The sequence below is a fragment of the Nonomuraea sp. NPDC049480 genome, from assembly GCF_044465905.1.
Lineage (GTDB): Bacteria > Actinomycetota > Actinomycetes > Streptosporangiales > Streptosporangiaceae > Nonomuraea.
Genome location: NZ_JBITMD010000010.1, coordinates 219,496 through 241,100, shown reverse-complemented (window position 1 = coordinate 241,100; position 21,605 = coordinate 219,496). Strand labels below are relative to the sequence as shown.

The window sequence follows — 21,605 nt, the reverse complement described above, 5'->3', positions numbered from 1 at the left end:
TGTCAGCGGCGGCGGCGAGGCTGCCGGGCATGAAGAACGCGAACATCCTCATCTCCGGCGCCAGTATCGCCGGCCCGGCCCTCGCCCACTGCCTCGTCCGCCGCGGCTTCACCGTCACGATCGTCGAGAAGGCCCCTGCCCTGCGCCTCGGCGGCCAGGCGGTCGACTTCAAGGGCGAGACCCACCGTACGGTCCTGGCCCGCATGGGCATCCTGGACGACGTACGCAAGCGCCAGACCGGCGGCACGGATCAGGAGATCGTCGACGCCAACGGCCGCACCCTGGCGATCATGCCCGGCGAGTTCACCGGCGGCGACCTCGAGATCAGGCGCGGCGACCTGTCCCAGCTCCTGTACGAGCGGACGGCCCCGGCCTGCGAGTACGTCTTCGGCGACTCGATCACCTCGCTCACCGAGACCGCGAGCGGCGGCGTGCACGTCACCTTCGAGCGCTCCGCGCCCCGCACGTTCGACCTGGTGGTGGGGGCGGACGGGATCCACTCCAACGTCCGCCGCCTGGCCTTCGGCCCCGAGTCCGACTACGTGAGATTCCTCGGCCACTACTACGCCCTGGTGGAGCTGGACGAGGGCTTCGGCGCGGTCCCGAGGATGTACAACGAGCCCGGCAGGCTGGCGGCCGTCGGCGGGCCGAAGGCGCCGGCGTTCTTCGTCTTCGCCTCCGACCCGCTGGACTACGACCGCTACGACGTCCGGCAGCAGAAGGACATCCTGGCACGCGCCTACGCGGGCATGGGCTGGCAGATCCCCAGAGTCATGGACGCGGTGCGCCGCGCCGGCAACGTCTACCTCGACTCGCTCAGCCAGGTCAGGATCGACCGCTACCACAAGGGCCGCGTGGTGCTGCTCGGCGACTCGGCGTACGGGAACACGCTGGGCGGCTTCGGCAGCGGCCTGGCCGTGGTGGGCGCGTACGTGCTGGCGGGCGAGCTGGCCGCGGCCGGCGGTGATCACCACGTGGCCTTCGCCGAGTACGAGCGCCAGCTGCGCGGATACGCCAAAATCGCCAAGAACGGCAACGCCGGTCCCTTCCTCGCCCCCGCGACCCCGGCCCGGATCCGGATGCGCAACTGGATCTTCAAGTACCGCTTCCTGCTCGGTTTGATGATGAAGATGGGCGACAAGTTCGCGACCGACATCGAGATCAAAAACTATTGAACCTTTGTCACATCAGCCGCATCCAACCCGGACATGAACAAGTTCCACCAGCTGGCGGCTCTGTCCGCCGCGGCCGTCGCCGCCACCGTGATCGCCGCCCCCGCCGCCCACGCCGCCGAACGCCCGTCGTGCCCGACCGCGTCCAAGGCGGAGACGAAGCGCTCGGACGACTCCAAGACCGACAAGCCCCCCAGGGGCGCGACGGCCATCAAGGGCGTCCGGGTGAACCGCATCCCGAAGGGTTTCACGTACGGCGTGGTCAACGTGAACAAGCACGACGGCATCACCGAGTACGGCTACAGGTGGTCGGACAACCGCGACGACGTCGACAGGAAGCACAAGTCGTTGTGGGTGCGGGTGGTGTGCTGGCCGAAGGCGCGCACACTGGCCCACCTGAGGAAGGCCCCGTTGGTGGAGGGCACGTTCGCCACCGCGGTGACCGCGAAGATCGGCGGCCGCAAGGTGCTCACCAAGGTGGGCGACGGCGCACTGGGCCACGGCCGGTACGCCGGCTGGGTCGAGCGCGACGGCGTGATCGTCACCGTGATGGCCTCCGAGCCCTTGGTCTCCCAGCTCGGCGAGATCATCAAGGGGATCAGGCTCTGAGCCGCCCGACCCCGCCCTCGACGAGAAGCCTCGGGACGCCGTCGAGCAGCGGGATGTGATCTTCCTTGGGCCCGACGTGCCACTCGTGGACCGGCACGAGACCCGGCCCGGCCAGCTCGAACCCGTCGAAGAACCGCAGCACCTCCTCATGGGTGCGGAACCTCGACTGAGCCGACGTGCCCGCCGTCGCCATCTGGAGCTGACTGATCGCCTCCGGGTCGCTCTCCGCCATCGCGTGGGAGATGATCAGATAACTGTCGGGCGCCATACGCTTCCTGAAGGCGGCCACGATGCCGGCGGGGTCCTCCTCGTCCATGACGAAGTGGAGCACGCCGATCATCAGCACGCACACCGGCTGCTCGAAGTCGATCAGGCCGGTGACGTGCGGGTCGGTGAGGATGTCCGCGGGGCGGCGCAGGTCGGCCCGCACGGAGGCGATCCCGGGGGCGTCGGCCAGCAGGACCTGGGCGTGCAACCGCACCACCGGGTCGTAGTCCACGTAGATCACCCGGCAGGAGGGGTGCACCTCGCGGGCGGTCTCGTGGATGCTGGGCGAGGTCGGGACGCCGGTGCCCAGGTCGATGAACTGGCGTACGCCCTGCTCGGCGAGGTAGCGGACGGCCTCCACCTGGAAGCGGCGGTTGGCCCTGGCCACGAGGCGGGTGTCAGGGGCGACCGCGAGGAGCTTCTCGGCGACGGCGCGGTCGACGGCCAGGTTGTCCTTGCCACCGAGCAGGTAGTCGTAGACCCGGGCGGAACTCGGGATGCTCGGGTCGACACCGGGCGGAACACGTTCTAGCTCGGTCACGAAAGGCCGTCTCCTTAGCCACATGCAGCGTAGAAGCCATCCTACTCTGACGCACCGAACCAAGTTCCAGACGGTTTATTTTTCACAGAATCGGCCAGACGTACGGCCAGGCCCCGTACGCGCTCCGCCGGCAGCTGATCGACCGGGCTGCCGAGGCGGGATTGTACTGCCTGGCAGGACTGTAAATACAGCCGAAGGACCGATGCGCTTTGACCTCAGGCCTGTGCATCCTGGTGGGGAACGGTCCCATCTGAGAGGAGTCACGAGGGCATGGAGAACGCGGCAGGCCGCCCGACCGTGGTCTTGGACAATGGCGTGGTCGGCAGAGTCATGCTGGCTCATCCTTATCGGCGCGACCTCGTGCTCGTGCTCGGTATGGACGGTACCCTGCTCAGTTGCCAGCTCGACGACATCGCCTGCGTGGTCGGCGGGAAACCGCTCTGCCGCGACGGCTGAGCGGCCTGAGTCGATCAGCCGCGCTCCACGATGCCCTCGATGAGCCCGGCGACCGCGAAATCGTTGGTGAGCCGGTTCTTGGTGACGGCGACGGCCACCCCGGTCGCGGTGTCGGCCCATGCCGCGCTGCCGCCCGCGCCGGCCATCCCGAACACCGTCGGCTTCTCCTCGGCCGTCGAGGTCACGCCGCCGATGGCGTACCCGAGCCCCCATGACGAAGGCATGCCGAACACCTCGTCGACGCCGCCGGCGACCACGGCCGTCACCTCGCGCAGCCGCTCGGCGGAGATCAGCCGCGTCCCGTCCACCTCGCCGAGCAGCGCGGCGTACATGCGGGCCATGGCCCTGGCGGAGGTCTTGCCGCCCGCGGGGATGTCGGCGGACAGGTAGTCGGGCCGGTTGCCCAGTTCGGCGTTCGGCATCAGCGTCATCGGGCCCGCCTTGAACATCGGCAGGTCGTCCGGCATGTCCGCGAACGCGGACATGTCCATGGGGACGTCCTCCAGTTCGGCCAGCCGCGCGTGCTCCTTCTCCGGCATCCCGAAGTAGAGCTCGTCGGCCACGCCCAGCGGCGTCGTCACGTCCTCGAGCAGGACCTGCGAGATCGGCTTGCCGGTGACCCGCCGGACGATCTCGCCGACGAGGAACCCGAACGTGTACGCGTGGTATCCGACCTTGGTGCCCGGCTCCCACCACAGCTCGGCGTCCTCCAGCGCGGCGACCATCTTGCCCCAGTCGCACACGTCCTCCGGCGTGGTGTCGAGCGGCACGCCCGGCACGCCCGCCGTGTGCGACAGCACGTGCCGCACGGTCACCCCCTCCTTGCCGTGCCGGCCGAACTCCGGCCACAGCTCGGCCACGGGCGTGTCGTAGCCGAACAGGCCCCGCTCGACCAGCACGTGCGCGACCGTCGCGGTGGCGCCCTTGCCGATCGAGAAGTTGTAGAAAGGCGTGTCGGGGGTGACGGGCCGCCCGGTCTCAGGGTCGGCCACACCCGCCACCACGTCCACGATCTGCTTGCCGTCGCGATAGACGGCCACCTGGAGCCCGCGTTCCTCGCCGGACTCGACGAGCTTGTCCGCGGCTTCCTGCACCTGCTTCTGGAGGTCGCTCATGACGATGCCTTTCTCTCTCGCTCATTGGAACTAGACGGTACAGTACTGACAACAGTACGGAACTGTCTAGTACTGTGCTTCCATGACAGCGGAAGAAGACAGCCGGACCGCACGCAAACGCCGGCAGATCCTGGAGGCCGCGCGGCCGGTGTTCCTGCGCAACGGCTACGTGGGCACGAGCATGGACGAGGTGGCGGCACTGGCGGCGGTGTCGAAGCAGACCGTCTACAAGCACTTCACCGACAAAGAGCAGCTCTTCACGAGCCTCATCCTCGACACCACGGGCCAGCTGGACGCGCTGACCAAGATGATCACTGCGGCGCTGGACCAGGGCGACGATCCGGAGAAGGGCCTGCGCGAGCTGGCCAGGCGGTTCCTCGACTCGCTCATGCAGCCGGACGTGCTCCGCCTGCGCCGGCTGATCATCGCCGAGGCCGACCGTTTCCCCGACCTCGGCCGGACCTGGTACGAGCAGGGCTTCGACCGCGTGCTGGCCACCCTGGCCACCACCTTCACGGGCCTGGCCGACCGCGGCCTGCTGCGCCTGGACGATCCGTGGCTGGCCGCCAATCACTTCATGGGCCTGCTGCTGTGGATCCCGGTGAACAAGGTCATGTTCTCCGGGGCCGGCGACCACTACACCCAGGCAGACCTCGACCGGCTCTCCGAGGCGGGCGTCGCGGCGTTCCTGCGCGCGTACGGGGCTACCGGTTCAGGAACTTCTTGATCCCGTCGGCGAGGGAGGCGGCGATGCGCCGGCGGAAGGCGGGATCGGACAGCTTGGCCGCATCGCCTGGGTTACGCATGTTGCCGCACTCGATGAACACGGCCGGCCGCTTCGACAGGTTGAGCCCGCCCAGGTCGGTGCGGGTCTGCAGGCCGTCCTCACCCCGGTAGTTCGAGTACGGCAGGCCGGTGCCGGCCCGGTAGGCGTCGCGCACGGCGCGCCCGAGCCGGCGGGACGGCTTGACGACGTCGTCGTTGTGCCCGGGCAGCAGCCCCGGCATGATCACATGGAACCCGTGACCGTCCGGCACCGCGCCGTCCGCGTGGATGGACAGGACCGCGTCCGCCCTGGCCTCGTTGCCGATGGCGGCCCGCTCGGTGACGCACGGGCCGACGCCCTTGTCGTCGGGCCGGGTGAGCACGACCTTGGCTCCCATACGTTCCAGAACCGGCTTGAGCCGGCCGGCGACGTCCCAGGTGAAGGCGTGCTCCTGGTAGCCGTCGTCGGTCTGCGTGCCGGTGGTGTTGCAGGCCTTGCGGCCGGTGATGACGTCGACCTGGCGGTTGATCTCCTCCGGGTGGGAGGCGTTGCCGCCGTTGTGGCCGGGGTCGATCACGACGATCTTCCCGGCCAGGGCCCGTCCGCCGGGCGACGGGGTGGGCGACGGCGCCGCGGGAGGCGCCGTCTCGCGAGCGGCGGGGGCGGCGTCGCCACACGCGGTGGACAGCGCGGCCAGCGCAGTCAGTGCCACGAGGTACGCGCGCATGCTTCCGACCGTACCGGGCGCGGGACGGCAAGCCCAGCACCGCTCTGACCTGCTATTTCATGTCGCGGCGCAGGAGCGCTCAGCGGCGGCGCCACAGCAGGACCGCGCCGTCGCGCGCGGCCCGCTGGTACGGCGGCAACTCATCGCCGTACCAATAGACCTCGACCTGCGGATCGCGCTCACCCGACTGGGCCAGCTCCGCCTGGGCCTCCAGCGTCAACTTCCAAACCGGCACGCCCGGCTCCACCTCGGCCAGGTAGACCCGCCGCCGGCGCACCGGCCCCGACCGCCAGGCACGCCAGACCCCCACGACGCCCGAGTGCTGGCCGAGCGCGTCGGTCACGAGCTGGTCGGTGAGGTCGAACAACCCCTCCAGCCGGCCGAACTCGGCGGGGACGCCGTCGCTCAGGTCGAGACCCGCGGGCACGCGTACGGGATCGGCCGCGTCGGGGAAGAAGCGGTGAACACCCGCGGGGACGACGTCGGCGATCGCCACCCGGTCCATGGCCGCGGGCTCGGCGTCGATGCCCAGCGCCACGAGCAGGTCGCGCAGGATCCCGATCTCCCACACCGTCAGCGGGGCCCCATGCTCGACCACGGCCATCGTCAGCGTGTCCGGCAGGTAGGACAGATCACCTTGGGCCAGCATGGCGCGGGCGCCGGTGAGCACCTCGTCGGAGACCTGCCCGGCCAGCCGCAGGAGCAGCCGGTGCACGCCGGCGTAGAGGTGCCAGGCCCTGTCGTCCAGCTCGCCCCACCCGGCGCTCACGTCAGCCCTCCTCCATGATGATGATCTCGTAGGCGTGGGGAATCTCGGGGATGACGCCGCGCCAGGACATGTCCGCCATCAGCCGGTCCGCCTCCGCGCGCACGCTCGCGGCCAGTTCGGGATCGTCGACCCGGCGGGTGAGCGAATGAGGCGGGAAGACCGCCTCCTCGTCCACCGCGTACGAGGAGAACACCGAGACGTCCCTGGCCTGCTGCCCGGTGAGCCGGTAGACGACGAGGACCTTGCGGTTGCCCGCCGGGTTCTCCGCCATGAAGCGGATCGCGACCTCCATCTGCCTGCTCACGCTGAGGAACTCCCTGGCCGTCCCGTACGGATACGGTTTCGATCCGTAGACCGGCGAGTGGAGCGGCGTGATCCAGTCGCCGCGGTACGCCCGCACGGGAGCGTCGGGCGAACCGACCGCGGGCAGCTGCGTCATGGCTTCGTGCACCATGTCGGCGTGCCGGCGCATCTCGTCGAACAACCGCGGCGTCACCTGGCCGAGGCGCTCCTTGATCGCGTTGAACGCCGCCCGCGCCTCCCTGCGCGCCTCCCTGAGCTCCTTGCCCACCTCACGTGCCTCGTGCGTACGTCCCTCCGCGCGAAACTCCTCGAGCCGTCGGGAGGCCTCCTCCGTACGCCGGACAGCGTGGACGTAGAACTCGGCGAGCGGGTTCAGGGGCGAGGTCGAGTCCAGGTTGGCGTCGCCCACGTGCAGCATGGGGCGCAGCGCCATGGGGAGCGGCAGCGCCTTCGTGTTCGCGGCGAGGTTGTCCAGGTAGTGGCCGACCAGCGTGTTGACCTTGTTGACCATGCCGTGCTCGACCAGCGACGGCGACGAGCCGGGGGTCCAGGGGTGGGTGCGCGTCACGTTGTTGATCAGATAGTGGCTGTGCCTGGTGTAGACGGTCAGCGCCATCACGTGTGCGGGCGACAGCCGCTCGCCCAGCGCCCGCACCTTCCCGGGGTCTGCTGGATCGATGCCGTTGCGGTGCAGCCAGCCCGCGAGGTCCGGGTCCGTCACCCGGCCGCTTTCGAGCTGGGGCCAGAGGCGGTCGCGGAGGTAGCCGATCTCGGGGTGCTGCGTCTCTGAGAAACCGGCGGGATCGGTGGCGTTCGCGAAATATCTGGACTCGTGCGGGAACATGCCGTCGGGCAGGATCTCGCGCCGGAGCGTGCCCAGGTCGAGACAGGGCAGGTTCCGGTAGAAGTCCAGGGCGGTGGCCCAGGCGCCGGGCTCCAGCCGTACGCCGCCCACGTCGGCGATCTGCGCGCCCCTGAGGACCTCGAACAGCGAGTGGTTCTGACCCGGCAGCATGCAGGCCATGACCGCGCCGAGGAAGCGCTTGTTCATGCTGGGTCCCAGGGTGAGGAACTTGACCGCGGTGAGCACCTTGGCCGCGGTTCCCGAGATCCCGTCGCCCACGGGGAGGTCCTCGTTGGCGATCTTGCTCGCCCGCCGGCTCGACGTGGTGTCGTCCAGCGCGACGCCTTCCCCGTGCTGGGTGCGCCGTATCGCGTCGACGTCCAGGCCGGCGGCGCGGGCCCGATCCCAGGCTTCGGTGTCCATGATGTCGAGCAGGGCGTTGCCGAAGACGTACGGGTTGCGCCGGTTGTAGTAGGCGGCGTTGACAAAGGCCGTCACCAGCTCGCGCACGTTCGCATGCTCGAGCAGGGCGTCCACGGTGGCACCGCCTGTGCCTGCCTCCTCAGAGGTGATGGAATCGTCGGCGAAGAAGACGCTCTCCACGCGCCGGGCGAAGTCCGCGGGGCCCTCGTCCGGCCGTCGCGGGGTGAGGTCCATGAGGACTTCGCGCATCCTGCGCAGCGCGGTGCGGGCGCCGTCGAGGGCCTGCGGGCTGTTGACGTAGTACGCGCCCAGACGCTGCTCGAGCCTGCCGGCCTCCACTGACCAGCGCGGATCGTTGTGGAACCGCTCGGGGTCGAACGGAATGCGTACCTTGTCGCCGCGCCTGCCGTCCGGGGCCTGGTCGGGCACGGTGGGGAGATCCGCCTGACGCGGCACCGCCCCAGCGCCCCGCTCGCCCGCCGAACGCGGCGGCTCGACGTCCGGCCCACCCGCCGCGTGACGAGGTGTCGCGACATCCGGCCCACCCGCCGCATGACGAGGTGTCGCGACATCCGGCCCACCCGCCGCATGACGGGGCGGCACTACGTCCGGCCCACCCGCCGCATGACGGGGCGGCGCGACGTCCGCCGCGCCCGTGGTCTGGCGGGGCGGCGCGGTATCGGCACGTTCCGGGGCGGGACGGCGCGGCTCACCGTCCGGAACGGCGGACTGATCGGGCGCTTCCGTGGCCGAATCGGCGAACCAGCTGAACGAGGTGCCCTGGTCCGAGCGCACGGCCGCGTCCGAGTCCGGCTGGGGACTCGTCACGGAGCCGGGCGCATCGTCCGCGGCGTGGCGGGCACGGCCGGAGGCCGGGTGGTGTCCCGGGGCGTCGAGAGTGTCGAGAGTGTCGCCGAAGCCGGGACGAGGGTCCCGGGGGCCGGGAGGAAGATCTCGGTCGAGTGCCACGGATGATCAGGTGTCACCGGCGGGCGAAAGCTCCGCCCGCTCGTAGTCGCGGGCGGGCTCCACGGGGCCGGGGAGGAACGCGTCGAGCGTGGCACGTTCCCCGAAGACCGCCTCGAAGGGCACGCCGTCCGGGATGAGGGGCGTCAGGAGCCGCCCTCCCTGTTCGGTGACCGCCGCGGTGGCCCAGTCGACCTGCTGGTTGGCCTCCCCCGCGAGCTCCTCGATCGCCGTCTCGAATACGTCCGCCACAGATGCACCTTTCGTACCTCTAATGCCAGATGACACCACGCTACTGGGAAGTGAACGGATTGCGGGACGAATGGGAAATCTTAGACGGCAGAAGGCCTCCCCAGCCAGACGGCTTTCCTTGCCTACCTGGCCGTCCACCGACACGGAGAGCGACCTCGCCACTCCGCGGGGCAAACTGGCTCGTTCCACGAACCCAAATGGATAAATACGGATAGTCGTCCACCAGGATCTAACGTGAAATGGGCCTACCCGGACGATGGCATTCTTGATAGACATTTCCGCTGGCGGCTATGCACTACCTTCTCAGCCCGTCATCCCTTATAAGCATAGTGAGCGGACCGATTTAAGGTGCTTGCCGATGATTTCTTCCTCGTCGCATGGGATACGACCGGCTCGGGCAAGCCGCGCATGCACCTCCAGGGAATCGCACTGGGCCTGGCCGGGGCGCTGATCGCGGAGCTGGTGCTGGCGCAGCGGGTCGCCGTGCGCGGGGTGCGACTCGGCGTGGCCGACTCGCGGCGGGTCCAGGAGAGCGTGGCCGACAAAGTGCTGTCCGAAATCTGTAATTCCCCACAACATACCGATGTGCGTACGTGGCTCGCTTACCTCGCGCAACGCTCGATAGCGGATGTGAGCGGGCGGCTGACGGCGGTCGGGCTGGTCCAACGGGAAACCCCGAAACTCCTCAAGCGCAAACAACCCCGCTTTTCCTCCAGTGATTTCAGCCGAGCCATGTGGCCGGCGACACGGCTGCGCCTGGCGCTGGTCCGGTGTGAGCCGCTGTCGCCGCAGGACATGGCGCTGGCCACGCTCGTGGACGCGTGCGACCTGACCGACACCGTGCTGGACGACCCGGCCGACCGGCGGGTGGCCCGCCAATACCTCACCACGCTGCTGGCCGCCATGCCCCCGCCGCTCAGCGACCTGAGCCGCCAGGTCAGCGCGGCCGTGGGCGACGCCGTGCTGACCTACCGCATCTGACCGGCCCTCCACCCCCCAGAAAGGAACACGATGCGTACCGCGAGAACCGTCGCCGGACCCGATCCGATCTCCGGCGCCCTGGCCGCCGACCGGCTCGGCGCGCCCTCGGTCGTCTATTTCGTCCTGTCCGCCGCGGCGCCGCTGACCGTCGTCGCCGGGGTCGTCACCACCGCGTACGCGGTCACCGGGATCACCGGCCTGCCGATCGCTTTCGTGGTGGTGGGGATCGTCCTGGCGGTGTTCGCCATCGGATACGTGGCGATGGCCAGGCACATGGCCAACGCCGGCGCGTTCTACACCTACATCACCCGGGGGCTCGGCCGCCCGGCGGGCATCGCGGCCGCCTGGGTGGCGCTGATCGCGTACAACGCGCTGCAGGTGGGACTTTACGGCGCGTTCGGCGCGGCGACGACTCCGCTGATCGAGCAGTGGTTCGGGGTCACGCCGCCCTGGTGGGTGGTGTCGCTGGTCGCGTGGGCGCTGGTGGCGGCGCTGGGCGTGATGCGGGTGGACGTCAACGGCCGGCTGCTGGGCGTCCTGCTCACCGCCGAGGTGGCGGTCATCCTGCTGTTCGACTTCGCCGACCTGATCAACCCTGGCCCGGCGGGCGTCTCCATGGAGGCGCTGGCACCCGGCGCGCTGTTCGCGGACGGCGTGGGGGCGCTGCTGGTGATCGCGACGCTGGGGTTCGTGGGGTTCGAGTCGTCCGTGGTGTTCTCCGAGGAGAGCCGCGAGCCCCGGCGCACCGTGCCGCTGGCCACGTACTCGGCGGTGGCGATCATCGCCTTCGTGTACGCGCTGTCGTCCTGGGCGATGACGGTCGCCACCGGGCCGGGCAACATCGTGGCCACGGCGCAGCGCGACCAGGCCGACACCATCTTCGCGCTCGCCCAGCAGCACCTGGGCGCCACGGTGGTGGACATCGCCCGGGTGCTCTTCGCCACCAGCCTGTTCGCGGCGATGATCTCCTTCCACAACACCACGGCCCGCTACTTCTTCGCGCTCGGGCGCGAGCGGGTGCTGCCCGCCGTGTTCGGCCGTACGCGGGCGCGCAGCGGAGCGCCCAAGGCCGGCTCGATCGCGCAGAGCGTGTTCGGGCTGGCGGTCATCGCGATCTACGCGGTGCTCGGGCTCGACCCGCTGGTGCAGCTGTTCTTCTACGGCGGCTCGTTCGGCGGGTTCGGGGTGCTGCTGCTGATCTTCGTGACGTCGATCGCGGTCATTGTGTTCTTCCTCCGCGAGCCGAGCGGCGAGACGGTCACGCGGCGGCTCGTCGCTCCCGTGCCCGCCGCGATCGCGCTGGCCGTGATGGTGTGGCTGGCGCTGTCCAACTTCGCGACGCTGCTGGGGGTGCCCGAGGGCGACCCGCTGGCCTGGATCCTGCCCGCGATCTACGCTCTCGCCGCGGTCGTGGGCGTGATCTGGGCGCTTGTGCTGCGCTCCGGGCAGCCCGCGGTCTACTCTCTGGTCGGGATGGGCGCCAAGGCGGCCGCCGCCCAGGACACCGTCTGACCGAGAGGAGACCTGGGCCATGGGAGAGACCTTCACGATGCGGCCGGACGTCCGGCGGGCGACGGCCGAGGACGCGACGCAGGTCGCCGAGCTCATCGCGACCGCGTTCGCAGAGCTCAAGGCGGTGAGCTACCTCGTGCCCGACCGCCGGTCCCGGCACAAGATCCTCACCGCGAACTTCCAGATCTTCGTGGACCACGCGCTCGAACACGGCGAGATCCACCTCATCGACGACGGCCCGGCGGTCGCCGTCTGGTTCCCCCGGCTCGCGCCGCTGCCTGTCCCTCACGACTACGACGTTCGCCTGGCCGAGTGCACCGGCGAGTGGGCAGACCGCTTCCGGGTGCTCGACACGCTGTTCGAGCAGCACCATCCGGGCGAGCCGCACCACCACCTGGCGTTCCTGGCCGTGCACCCCGACCGGCAGAACCAAGGGCTCGGCTCGTCCCTCCTGAGGCACCACCATGACCGGATGAACGGCATGCCGGCGTACCTGGAGGCCAGCAGCACGCGCAGCCGGGACCTGTACGCCAGGCACGGCTACCGGACGCGGGAGCCGTTCGCGCTGCCGGACGGGACACTGTTCTGGCCAATGTGGCGACCGGGAAACGGCCCTGCACCGGGAAACGGCCCTGCACCCGGAAACGACCGTGCACCCGGTGACGCGTGATGAAGGCCCCGAGGGGACGGGCGGGGCCTTCGTGTGAAGACGGTTACAGGCCGGTCATCTTCAGCCTGACCCTGTAGTCGTATTCCGTCGGCTGGAACCCCTCAAGGGTCTCATCCACGATTTCGGTCTCATCCGTGTCGAGTCCGGCGCACGTGGCGCCGAATGCGGTCACGATGCCGAGGCCGTCGCCCTGCCCCCAGATCGGCCCGTCGGCTTCGCGCAGATTGAAGGCGACGTTCTCGGTGGAAGAGATGATCGCGGTCGGGTTCTCGAAGTCGGCGGGGTCCCCGTCGTCGCCGGACCTCATGGGGTAGTGCGTGTCGTCGAATCTGGGGAACAGGTTCCCCTGGACTATGAACCGGAGCTCGTCCTGGCCGTCCCGCTCGGCCGGACTGCCGGCGTCGATGTCGTACAGTTCCACACGGCACGTGGCGGCCATGGCGGCCGCCGGAGACGCGGCCAGGACCACTGGTGCGGCCAGGCCTCCTGCCAGCGCGAGTGCGGCGATCGTCTTACGAGAGCGCATGCTGTTCTCCCTCGAGATGCTGACGCTTCGCGACCTTCGCGAAACGCGGCATCAGGGTGGGAGAGGCATCGTGAGCGCATCGTTAGACCGCAGGTCAGTAGCACAGAGCACATGCTCTCCGTGCCCTTTGACACAGCCAGGCGGAAGGCTCGCGTCTAGTCTCCTTCAGGTATGGGAGACTCCCTCACCCTGCTGCTGCTCGGCACGCCGGAGCTGGTCGTCGACGGGGCGCCGGTGGGCATCCGATCGGCCAAGACCCGGGCCCTGCTCTGCCACCTCGCAGCCACGCCGGGTGCGCGTTCGCGGGCGGAGCTGGCGGCGCTGCTGTGGGGCGAGCGGCCCGACGCCAAGGCCCGGGGCAGCCTGCGGCTGGCGCTGACGGAGCTGCGCAGGGAGGTGGGCGGCTGGCTGGAGATCACCCGGGAGCAGGTCCGCTTCCGCGCCGACGACACCTGCTACGTGGACCACCGGCAGCTCGCGCAGGGCGTGACGGTGGCCGCGGCGCTGCGGCTGTGGCGTGGGGAGTTCCTGGACGGCGTCTCCTTCCGCGACGCCCCCGCCTTCGCCGAGTGGCTGGAGTCGGAGCGGCACCGGGTCCGGCTGCTGCTTCGCGACCTGCTCGTACGCACCGGGCCCGCCGCCTCGGACGAGGTGGTGCGGCTGGCGCGCATCGTGACCGAGCCGGACCCGTTCGACGAGGAGGCGCACCGGCTGCTGATCGCGTCCCTGGCCCGGGCGGGCAACCGGGCCGGGGCACTGGTCTGTTACGAGGAGCTGCGCCGGCGCCTGGCCACAGAGCTGGGGGTGGACCCCGCGCCCGAGACGCGGGCGCTCAGGCAGGAGCTGGCGCCGAGACCTGCGCCGCGCGGCGGACGGGGCCTTGCGCGGGGACCTGTGCCACCAGGCCATGCTCCCCTGCCCGTCCCCCGCACGGAGCTGATCGGCAGAGACGCCGAGATCAGGCATCTCCGCACCCTGCTCGCCTGCGAACGCCTGGTCACCCTTCTCGGCCCGGGCGGCATCGGCAAGACCCGTCTCGCCATCGCCGCGGCTACGGACGGTGAGTGCGATGTCGCGTTCGTCTCCTTTGTAGGCGTGCGGCCGGAAGCGGCCGTGACCACGCTCGCCCGCCGTCTCGGCGTGGACCTCTCCCCGCCTCGCCCCGCGGTGGAGCTGCTGCTCGCCGCCCTCGCCGGCCGCTCGACCCTCCTCGTGCTCGACAACCTCGAGCACCTGCCCTCCTTCGACGTGGTGATCGGCGAGATCCTGCGCGCCGCTCCGGGGGTCCGCGTGCTGGTGACCAGCAGGCGGCGGCTGGAGCTGTCCGATCAGCTGATCGTCCCGGTGGAGGGCCTGCCGGGTCCGGCCGCCGAAGCCCTCTTCGCCGCGCGGGCGCTGCAGGCCCAACCGGCGTTCGATCCCGATCGCGAGGCCCCGCTGGTCGCCGCGATCTGCTCCGCGACCGGCGGGCTCCCCTTGGCGATCGAGCTGGCGGCCAGCCTGCTGCGCGCCGTCCCGTGCGCCGACCTGGCCCAGCGCCTCGGCGTGGACCCGGGCCTGCTCTCGACCTCCGGGCCCGCCACCCGCTCCCGGCATGCGAGCATGCGTACCGTCTTCGAGACGTCCTGGCACCTGCTGGACCCGGCGGCGCAGGAGGCGCTGGCCGCCCTGTCGGTGTTCGGGGGCGGCTGCACGCTCGGCGCGGCCCTGGAGGTCGCCGGAACCACCCCGGACGTGCTGGTCCGCCTGGTGGACCACAGCATGATCCACCTCACCCCTTCCGGCCGCTACGCCCTCCATCCCCTCATCCAGCAGCTCGCCGCGACCCACTTGAAGGACCCCCGCGTACACCAGCGGCACGCCCGCCACTTCGCCCGCCTCCTCGACGAGCACGCCACGGCCCTCCAGGACGGATCGGACACCGAGGTCACCCGCGTGCTGGGCGTCGAGATGGACAACATCAGGCTGGCCTGGGTGTCAGGAAAGGCGTGTTTCCTGGACCACTACTGGACGTTGTGCCTGCGTTTACGCCTGTACGAGGAGTCGGGGGCCATCGTCCGGCGGCACCTCGCCCGCATCCCGGAGGTCCCCGAGCTGCGGCACCTGCGTGCGCGCCGGCTCAGGATGGCGGCGGTGAGCGAGCACCAGCTCGCCAGGGAACGCGAGGCCACCCGCCTGGCCGGGGAAGCGCTCGACACCTTGGGCGAGCCGCTGCCGACCTCGTCCGCCGGCCGCACCGCCGCCCTGGTGGCCGCCGCCGCGCGACAGACCCTCTATCGCCTTTTACCTGCCCGCCGGTCCGCGCCCCGCCTTCCATCCACCCAGCAGCCCTTGCCCCATCTCCTGCCGACCCGGCCCGCGGACGCCGCCGGATCGGAGGCGGCACAAGCACTGACGCTGCTGGCCCGGCTCGCCTTTCTCCAGCAGGATCTCACCACGATGCTGGTGACCTCGCTACGCCAGCTCAACGCCGCCGACCGCGCATCGGACCCCGCTCTGAAAGCCGAGGCGTACGCGAACTTCGCCACCATCGCCCACCTCGCCCGGCTCCACCGCCTGGCCACCCGCTACGGCACGCTCGCCGACCGCGCCCTGGCCGACATCCGGCACCCCACAGACGCCGCGAATCGCGCCCGGCTGGCAAGAGGGCTCCACCAGCTCTATACGGGCGCGTTCGAGGCCGCCCGCCATTCGTTCGCCGAAAGCCGGGCCAGGACGTTCGACCCTCGGATGGCGGAGAACTGCGCGGGGATGCTCGCGGAAACCGCGCTGTGGCAGGGGGACTTCGCCGGCGCCGCGAGCCTGTTCGCCGAAACGGAGGAGCTGGCGGTCGCCCGGGTGGGCGGGGACGACATCGGCCGCCATTGGTGCCTGACCGGCCGAGCGGAGGCACTGCTGCGCCTGGACAGGGTGCCGGTGGAGCGGATCAGGGACGTGTTGGCGGCCGCCCGCGCCTCGGTCGAGCGCCGCCACACGCACGCGAAGGAGCTGGGCCTGCGTGACGGCCCCGCCGCGCAAGTGACCCAGCGCCTGCGCCTTCTCACCGCCACCGCCCGCCTCGACCTCCGCCGGCCGCCCACGCCTGGCTTGGCCTGTGCCCCGCACGACCCCATGAGTGACGGTTCCGAGCGACGGGAGCCGGTGGGCGAGGGCCACGCCAGGGCGTGGGACGCGCTGGTCCAGGCACTCGCCTTGGCGGCGCGGTTGCCGGCAGGGCAGCCCGGCATGCTGGAGTGCTGGGCCGGACTCGCCGAGTTGCTCTGGGATGCCCACACCCTCGCCACCGGCCTGCGGATCGACGAACCGCAGGAGCGGGCGAGCGCGCGCCTGCTGCACGCCCATCTCTCCCGGTACGCGGCCCACAACCCCGGTGCGGCGGCCAGGATCGGCTGGTCCCGGGCCTTGGTGCTGGCCACGGCGGGCAAGGGCAAGGCTGCCCTGAGGGCGGCGGAGCAGGCCGCGACCGCCGCCGAGCGGCTGTCCGCGCCGTACGACCGCCGCAGGGCGGAGGAGGTGGCCGGCCTGGTCGCCGGGGATGAAAGTTTCACAGTCTTCCTCGGCCGATAGTCGCGAGCCGTTGACGGAGGGGCGGTGGGAAAGGAGGATCGGATCCTCTCCTATTGGGAGCGCTCCCAACTCTCCAGAGGACCTTCATGACCCGATGCCGGGCCGCCTTACTGGCCCTCCTCACCATGGTCGCCCTGTCCCCCGTCACGGCAGCGCACGCCGACGAGGGACCCGAGCAGATCGTGAACGGCACCTTCGACACCACGACCGCCCCCTGGTGGGGCACCGCCAACGTCACCCTCACCCTCGACGAGGGACGGCTCTGCGCCGACATCCCCGGCGGCACCGCCAACCCGTGGGACGTCATCATCGGCCAGGACAACATCCCGCTGGTGGAAGGCGAGACCTACGCCTACGGGTTCTTCGCCTCCGCGACCCCCGCCAAGGTCGGCAGGGCCCTGATCCAGCTCCCCGTGGACCCGTGGACGCAGTATCTGTCGGCCGCTCCGGAGATGAGCGGCTCGGGCAACAGCTACTCCTACACGTTCACCGCCCCCGCGTCGCTGCCGAACGCCCAGGTCGCGTTCCAACTGGGTGGCAGCGCCGAGCCCTGGAGGTTCTGCATGGACGACGTGTCGCTCAAGGGCGGCGCGGAGCCCGAGGTCTACGAGCCGGACACGGGCCCGCGCGTCCGCGTGAACATGGTCGGCTACCTCCCCTCAGGTCCCAAGAAGGCCACCGTGGTCACCACCGCGACCACCGCGCTGAACTGGGAGCTCAAGAACGCCGCCAAGGAGACCGTCGCCAAGGGCACGACCACTCCCAGAGGCGTGGACTCCAGCTCGGGGCAGAACGTCCACACGCTCGACTTCAGCGCGTACCGCAAGCCGGGCCAGGACTACACGATCACGGCGGACGGCGAGACGAGCCGGCCGTTCGACATCGCCGCCGGCATCTACGACCAGCTGCCGGCCGACGCGCTGAAGTTCTACTACACGCAGCGCAGCGGCATCGAGATCCTCGACAGCCTGCGGCCGGGGTACGGCAGGCCCGCCGGCCACGTCGGCGTGGCCCCCAACCAGGGCGACGTCAGCGTGCCGTGTCAGCCGGGCGTCTGCGACTACACGCTGAACGTCAAGGGCGGCTGGTACGACGCCGGTGACCACGGCAAGTACGTCGTCAACGGCGGCATCTCGGTCTACCAGCTCATGGCCGCGTACGAACGGGACAAGGCGGCCTTCAAGGACGGCCAGCTGAACATTCCCGAGAGCGGCAACGGAAGGCCCGACATCCTGGACGAGGCCCGATGGGAGCAGGAGTTCCTGCTGAGCATGCAGGTGCCGGACGGCAAGCCGTTCGCCGGGATGGCACACCACAAGATCCACGACCAGAACTGGACCGGCCTGCCGCTGCTGCCGCACCTCGACCCGCAACCGCGCGAGCTGCACCCGACCTCTACGGCCGCCACGCTCAACCTGGCCGCCACGGCGGCGCAGGCGGCCCGGCTGTTCGCCCCCTACGACGCCGAGTTCGCCGCGAAGAACCTCAAGGCGGCCCGCAAGGCGTGGGCGGCCGCCAAGGCCAACCCGGCCAGGTACGCCGACCCCAACGACGGCACCGGCGGCGGCGCCTACAACGACGACAACGTGACCGACGAGTTCTACTGGGCGGCCGCGGAGCTCTACATCACGACCGGTGAGAAGGAGTTCAGGGACTTCGTCCTGGCCTCACCGCACCACACCGGCGACGTCTGGCGGGATCGCGGCTTCGACTGGGGCAACACCGCCCAGCTCGGCCGCCTGGACCTGGCGACCGTGCCCAACGGACTGCCCGACCGGGCACGGGTGCGGCAGTCGGTGATCGAGGGGGCCGAGAAGTACCTGGCGATCCAGAAGGCGCACCCGTACGGACTGCCGTACAACCCGCCCGACTTCGACTGGGGCTCCAACAACCTGGTGCTGAACAACATGGTCGTCATGGCCACCGCGTACGACCTGACCGGGCAGGAGAGATACCGGGCGGCGGTACGCGAGGGCATGGACTACATCCTGGGCCGCAACGCGCTCAACCAGTCGTACGTGACCGGCTACGGCGAGGTGGCCTCGAAGAACCAGCACAGCCGCTGGTACGCCCACCAGCTCGACCCCGCGCTGCCCAACCCGCCGCGCGGCACGCTGGCCGGCGGCCCGAACTCCAGCATCCAGGACCCGCTCGCGCAACGGCTCCTGCGAGGCTGCAAGCCGCAGTTCTGCTACATCGACCACATCGAGTCGTGGGCGACGAACGAGCTGACCATCAACTGGAACTCCCCGCTGGCCTGGGTCTCGGCCTTCCTGGCCGACAAGAGCGAGCGGTCGGACTGCCGGGTCCGCTACTCGGCGCACGGCTCGGGCACGTTCACCGGCCAGGTCGTGATCGAGAACACCGGCAAGCACACCGTGGACGGCTGGACCCTGCGCTGGTCCTTCCTGAGCGGCCAGCGCGTCCGGCACGGCCTGGGCGCGGCGCTGTCGCAGTCGGGATCGGTGGTGACGGCCAAGAGCTCGGGCAAGATCAGGCCGGGCAAGTCCGCGACCTTCGGTTTCGTCGCCGTCAACGCCTGGGGTCCGAACCCGGCGCCCGAGGTGTTCAACCTGAACGGCGGCCGGTGTAGGTGATCCAGCACGCCCGGCGGCCACGCGTGGGCCGCCGGGCGTTGCGGACGCTTCGTTCAACGGAATACTGTCGGCCTCATGCCGAGGGGAACGTCAGAAGTCAGCGAGCCGATGTTCTTCGTGCTCGCCGCCCTGCGCGCGGGACCGCTGCACGGGCACGCGATCAGCAAGGCGATCAAGGAGCTGTCGGGGGGCCGGGTCCAGCCGTCGGTCGGCACCCTGTACGGCATCCTGGAGCGCCTGAACGAGCGCGGAGTGATCGCCGTGGACCGCGAGGAGGTGGTCAACGGCCGTAACCGCCGCTACTTCAGGATCACCGACGAGGGCCAGACGCTGGTCGAGGCCGAGGCCCGGCGCATGCAGGCGGCCGCCTCGCTCGTCCTGCGACCGGCCGGCTCATGACGGCCGTCACACCGGATGCCGCCCCATCCGCACTGGAGCGGCGCTACCGCAGGTTGTTGCTGGCCTACCCACCGCACTACCGCGCGGCGCACGGTGACGAGCTCCTCGACGTCCTGCTGGCCGATGCGGCAGGACGGAAGGTCCCGCCGCTCAAGGAGACGTGGGGCCTGCTCGTGGGCGGCGTGCGCAGCCGCATCATCCACCAGGCGACGGGCAGTGCGTGGGCGGACGGCCTGCACCTGGCCGTCACGGCGGTGGCGGCGGCGCATCTCGCGGCCCTGTTGCCGTACGCGGGCACGCTGCCGGTGTGGACGCTGCTGTCGGCGCTCGCGCTGCTGGCCGTCCTGCGCGGACGGGTGGTCGCGGCGGTCCCCCTCACCTTCGTCACCGGCGTCAAGGCGCTCGCGATCGCGAGCGGTGAGCAGCCGTTCGACGTCACTCTCCTGCCGGTCTACCCGTCGTGGCTGAGCGGACAGGCGCTGTTCGCGGACAGCGACCCGTTCGCGGTGGCGGCCGGTTACGCGGTGACCCTGATCGGCCTGCTGGTGCTCGCCTCCCGTCGTCAAGCGCTCAGGACCCGGTCGTGGTGGTGGGTGGCGGCAGCCCTGGCGGCCGCGTGGGCCGGTCCCGCGTGGATGGCCGAGGAGCGCGGGTTCCCGCTCAGCCTGAGCAGGATGGCCGTGGAGGCGGCGGCGTTCGGACTGGCCACGGCGAGCGCCTATCTGGCACGCGACCACCGGTGGGCGCTCGCGTCGGGCGTCTACCTGGCTGTGGCTTCCGGTCCGTTCGTCATGCACGCCGAAAACCTGACCAGGCAGCACCTGGCGTACTGGGGCGTGCTGGTCCTGCTGGTCGCGGCGACCGCCTTCGCGCCCTTCCACCGTCGGCGGCACTGCCTGGATTGACCATGCTTCGTTAAACGTAGTATGTTCGGGGGCATGCCGACAAGACTCCCTCCGGGTCTGGCCGCGCTCTGTCTCGCCGGGACGGCAGGTTGTGCCTCCACGACGGAGACCCGATCCGCGCCTGAACCGACCGGGGACAACAGGGCCGACCAGCCGCAGCGCCTCCAGTCCGGCGTCGCCGCGCCGCACCTCCCACCCGCCACCGCCAGGCAGCATGCGAACAGAGAGATCAAGGCGGCCCTGGACGATCTGGAGTGCGGCAAAGACTTCTACGCCGCTTACGAGCCGAAGAACAGGGAGATCAGCGAGCGGGTCTCACAGATGTTCGGGAGAGGGCCACTCTGATGACGTCCATGCGGATCTTCCTGGTCGCCACGGCGCTGGCCGCGCTCTCCGGCTGCGGGGGCGCCGCCGAGAGCGCGGCTCCGGCCTCGCCCACCGCGGCCCAGGACAAGAGGCACCAGCTTGAAGCGGCCAAGTCCGACTGCATGAAGCAAAAGGGCTTCAAATACGTCGCCTACGTGCCGCCGAAGCCCGCGGAGAGCGAGGAGGAGCGCCGCCGCGCTGCCGGCGACTACCAGGCAATGCGGAAATACCGCGAAAAATACGGGTACGGCGTGTTCGCCATGCACGTCTACCCCAAGGAGATGGGCAACCCGGCCGTCAGGCCCGACAACCCCGAGATCGACCCCAACTGGAAGATCCAGTCCGGGCTCTCCAAGGCCCAGATGCAGGCCTACAGAAAGGCGATGGACACCTGCTCGGCCACGGCGGCCGATCAGGTGCTCGGCCTGAAGGTGAAGTCGGAGATGGACCTCTACAAGGCGCACGGCGTGGCCGTCAACCGAGCGATCAAGAACGCGGTCAACGGTGACCCCCAGCTGATGGAGCTGGCCGCCGACATGGCCACGTGCCTGAAAGGCAAGGGCTACGCCGTCACCGACACCGCGCCTGACGCCATGTCCGACCGCGGCCAGACGGTGTTCCGCGACCAGGAGGACAAACTGGGCCGCGAGCAACGCGACGACGTGCCCGACGTCGCTCCTCCGGTGAAGGAGGGCGAGCTCCCGATGTACTACGCGCCGACGCTGACTGCCGACCAGGCCAGGCCGTACCTCAACAAGGAGATCAAGGCCGCGCTCGACGATGTGGACTGCGGCAAGGACTTCTATCCGGTCTTCATACCGAAGCAGTCGGCGATCACGCAGCAGATCAGCGAACAGTTCGGCATGTGACGG

Annotated in this window: 20 protein-coding genes; 13 read left to right on the top strand and 7 right to left on the bottom strand. The window is 70.2% G+C overall.

Features of this window, described 5'->3' with window-relative positions; all coding sequences use genetic code 11:
• The first annotated feature begins 29 nt into the window (after positions 1-29).
• Both ACIBX3_RS28685 and ACIBX3_RS28680 read left to right on the top strand, forming a co-directional pair.
• Positions 30-1,175 carry an FAD-dependent monooxygenase gene (locus ACIBX3_RS28685; protein WP_397122216.1) on the top strand — a complete coding sequence of 382 codons (1,146 nt, stop codon included), beginning with the start codon at positions 30-32 and terminating at the stop codon, positions 1,173-1,175.
• Between the two features lie 33 nt (positions 1,176-1,208).
• A complete protein-coding gene (locus tag ACIBX3_RS28680) occupies positions 1,209-1,781 on the top strand; it encodes a hypothetical protein (RefSeq protein WP_397122214.1) in 573 nt (190 codons plus the stop codon).
• Here the strand turns inward: ACIBX3_RS28680 and ACIBX3_RS28675 are convergent.
• On the bottom strand, positions 1,771-2,589 hold the full coding sequence (locus ACIBX3_RS28675) for an SAM-dependent methyltransferase (RefSeq protein WP_397122212.1): 819 nt from the start codon (positions 2,587-2,589) through the stop codon (positions 1,771-1,773). The two genes, ACIBX3_RS28680 and ACIBX3_RS28675, sit on opposite strands and share 11 nt — an antisense overlap.
• 270 nt (positions 2,590-2,859) lie before the next feature.
• On the opposite strand from ACIBX3_RS28675, the gene ACIBX3_RS28670 reads away from it, so the two are divergent.
• Entirely contained in the window at positions 2,860-3,045 is a 186-nt protein-coding gene (locus ACIBX3_RS28670) for a hypothetical protein (protein WP_397122210.1), read from the top strand.
• A 14-nt stretch (positions 3,046-3,059) separates the two neighbouring features.
• On the opposite strand, the gene ACIBX3_RS28665 is transcribed toward ACIBX3_RS28670, so the two are convergent.
• Positions 3,060-4,160, bottom strand: coding sequence for a serine hydrolase domain-containing protein (locus ACIBX3_RS28665; protein WP_397122208.1), 1,101 nt, complete (start codon positions 4,158-4,160; stop codon positions 3,060-3,062).
• A gap of 82 nt (positions 4,161-4,242) precedes the next feature.
• Here ACIBX3_RS28665 and ACIBX3_RS28660 point away from each other — a divergent pair, with 82 nt between their 5' ends.
• Positions 4,243-4,887 carry a TetR/AcrR family transcriptional regulator gene (locus ACIBX3_RS28660; RefSeq protein ID WP_397122206.1) on the top strand — a complete coding sequence of 215 codons (645 nt, stop codon included), beginning with the start codon at positions 4,243-4,245 and terminating at the stop codon, positions 4,885-4,887.
• Here ACIBX3_RS28660 and ACIBX3_RS28655 read toward each other — a convergent pair.
• From ACIBX3_RS28655 to ACIBX3_RS28640, 4 genes are all read right to left on the bottom strand, one after another.
• Positions 4,865-5,653, bottom strand: a complete 789-nt coding sequence (locus tag ACIBX3_RS28655) for an N-acetylmuramoyl-L-alanine amidase (protein WP_397122204.1) — start codon at positions 5,651-5,653, stop codon at positions 4,865-4,867. The genes ACIBX3_RS28660 and ACIBX3_RS28655 overlap by 23 nt on opposite strands.
• Before the next feature lie 79 nt (positions 5,654-5,732).
• On the bottom strand, positions 5,733-6,422 hold the full coding sequence (locus tag ACIBX3_RS28650) for a hypothetical protein (protein ID WP_397122202.1): 690 nt from the start codon (positions 6,420-6,422) through the stop codon (positions 5,733-5,735).
• 1 nt (position 6,423) lies between these two features.
• Positions 6,424-8,448, bottom strand: a complete 2,025-nt coding sequence (locus ACIBX3_RS28645; protein ID WP_397122200.1) for a hypothetical protein — start codon at positions 8,446-8,448, stop codon at positions 6,424-6,426.
• Between the two features lie 519 nt (positions 8,449-8,967).
• On the bottom strand, positions 8,968-9,210 hold the full coding sequence (locus ACIBX3_RS28640) for a hypothetical protein (protein ID WP_397122198.1): 243 nt from the start codon (positions 9,208-9,210) through the stop codon (positions 8,968-8,970).
• A 348-nt stretch (positions 9,211-9,558) separates the two neighbouring features.
• On the opposite strand from ACIBX3_RS28640, the gene ACIBX3_RS28635 reads away from it, so the two are divergent.
• The 3 genes from ACIBX3_RS28635 to ACIBX3_RS28625 are packed head-to-tail and all read left to right on the top strand — an operon-like array spanning position 9,559 to position 12,373.
• Positions 9,559-10,191, top strand: coding sequence for a GPP34 family phosphoprotein (locus ACIBX3_RS28635; RefSeq protein ID WP_397122196.1), 633 nt, complete (start codon positions 9,559-9,561; stop codon positions 10,189-10,191).
• 30 nt (positions 10,192-10,221) lie between these two features.
• Positions 10,222-11,703 (top strand): APC family permease, encoded by a 1,482-nt coding sequence (locus tag ACIBX3_RS28630; protein WP_397122194.1) that lies wholly within the window; start codon positions 10,222-10,224, stop codon positions 11,701-11,703.
• A 19-nt stretch (positions 11,704-11,722) separates the two neighbouring features.
• On the top strand, positions 11,723-12,373 hold the full coding sequence (locus ACIBX3_RS28625; RefSeq protein ID WP_397122192.1) for a GNAT family N-acetyltransferase: 651 nt from the start codon (positions 11,723-11,725) through the stop codon (positions 12,371-12,373).
• Between the two features lie 43 nt (positions 12,374-12,416).
• On the opposite strand, the gene ACIBX3_RS28620 is transcribed toward ACIBX3_RS28625, so the two are convergent.
• Entirely contained in the window at positions 12,417-12,899 is a 483-nt protein-coding gene (locus ACIBX3_RS28620; RefSeq protein ID WP_397122190.1) for a hypothetical protein, read from the bottom strand.
• Positions 12,900-13,070: 171 nt separating this feature from the next.
• Between ACIBX3_RS28620 and ACIBX3_RS28615 the strand changes: the two genes are divergently transcribed.
• The 6 genes from ACIBX3_RS28615 to ACIBX3_RS28590 all read left to right on the top strand — a co-directional run bounded on the left by ACIBX3_RS28615 (position 13,071) and on the right by ACIBX3_RS28590 (position 21,602).
• A complete protein-coding gene (locus ACIBX3_RS28615; RefSeq protein WP_397122188.1) occupies positions 13,071-16,466 on the top strand; it encodes an ATP-binding protein in 3,396 nt (1,131 codons plus the stop codon).
• An 86-nt stretch (positions 16,467-16,552) separates the two neighbouring features.
• Positions 16,553-19,063 (top strand): glycoside hydrolase family 9 protein, encoded by a 2,511-nt coding sequence (locus ACIBX3_RS28610; RefSeq protein WP_397122186.1) that lies wholly within the window; start codon positions 16,553-16,555, stop codon positions 19,061-19,063.
• A gap of 75 nt (positions 19,064-19,138) precedes the next feature.
• A complete protein-coding gene (locus ACIBX3_RS28605; protein ID WP_397122184.1) occupies positions 19,139-19,462 on the top strand; it encodes a PadR family transcriptional regulator in 324 nt (107 codons plus the stop codon).
• Positions 19,459-20,367, top strand: coding sequence for a hypothetical protein (locus tag ACIBX3_RS28600; RefSeq protein WP_397122182.1), 909 nt, complete (start codon positions 19,459-19,461; stop codon positions 20,365-20,367). The genes ACIBX3_RS28605 and ACIBX3_RS28600 overlap by 4 nt, the downstream gene beginning before the upstream one ends.
• A gap of 33 nt (positions 20,368-20,400) precedes the next feature.
• Complete coding sequence (locus ACIBX3_RS28595; protein ID WP_397122180.1) at positions 20,401-20,712, top strand: hypothetical protein; 312 nt, start codon at positions 20,401-20,403, stop codon at positions 20,710-20,712.
• 8 nt (positions 20,713-20,720) lie between these two features.
• Entirely contained in the window at positions 20,721-21,602 is an 882-nt protein-coding gene (locus ACIBX3_RS28590) for a hypothetical protein (protein WP_397122178.1), read from the top strand.
• Positions 21,603-21,605 lie beyond the last annotated feature (3 nt).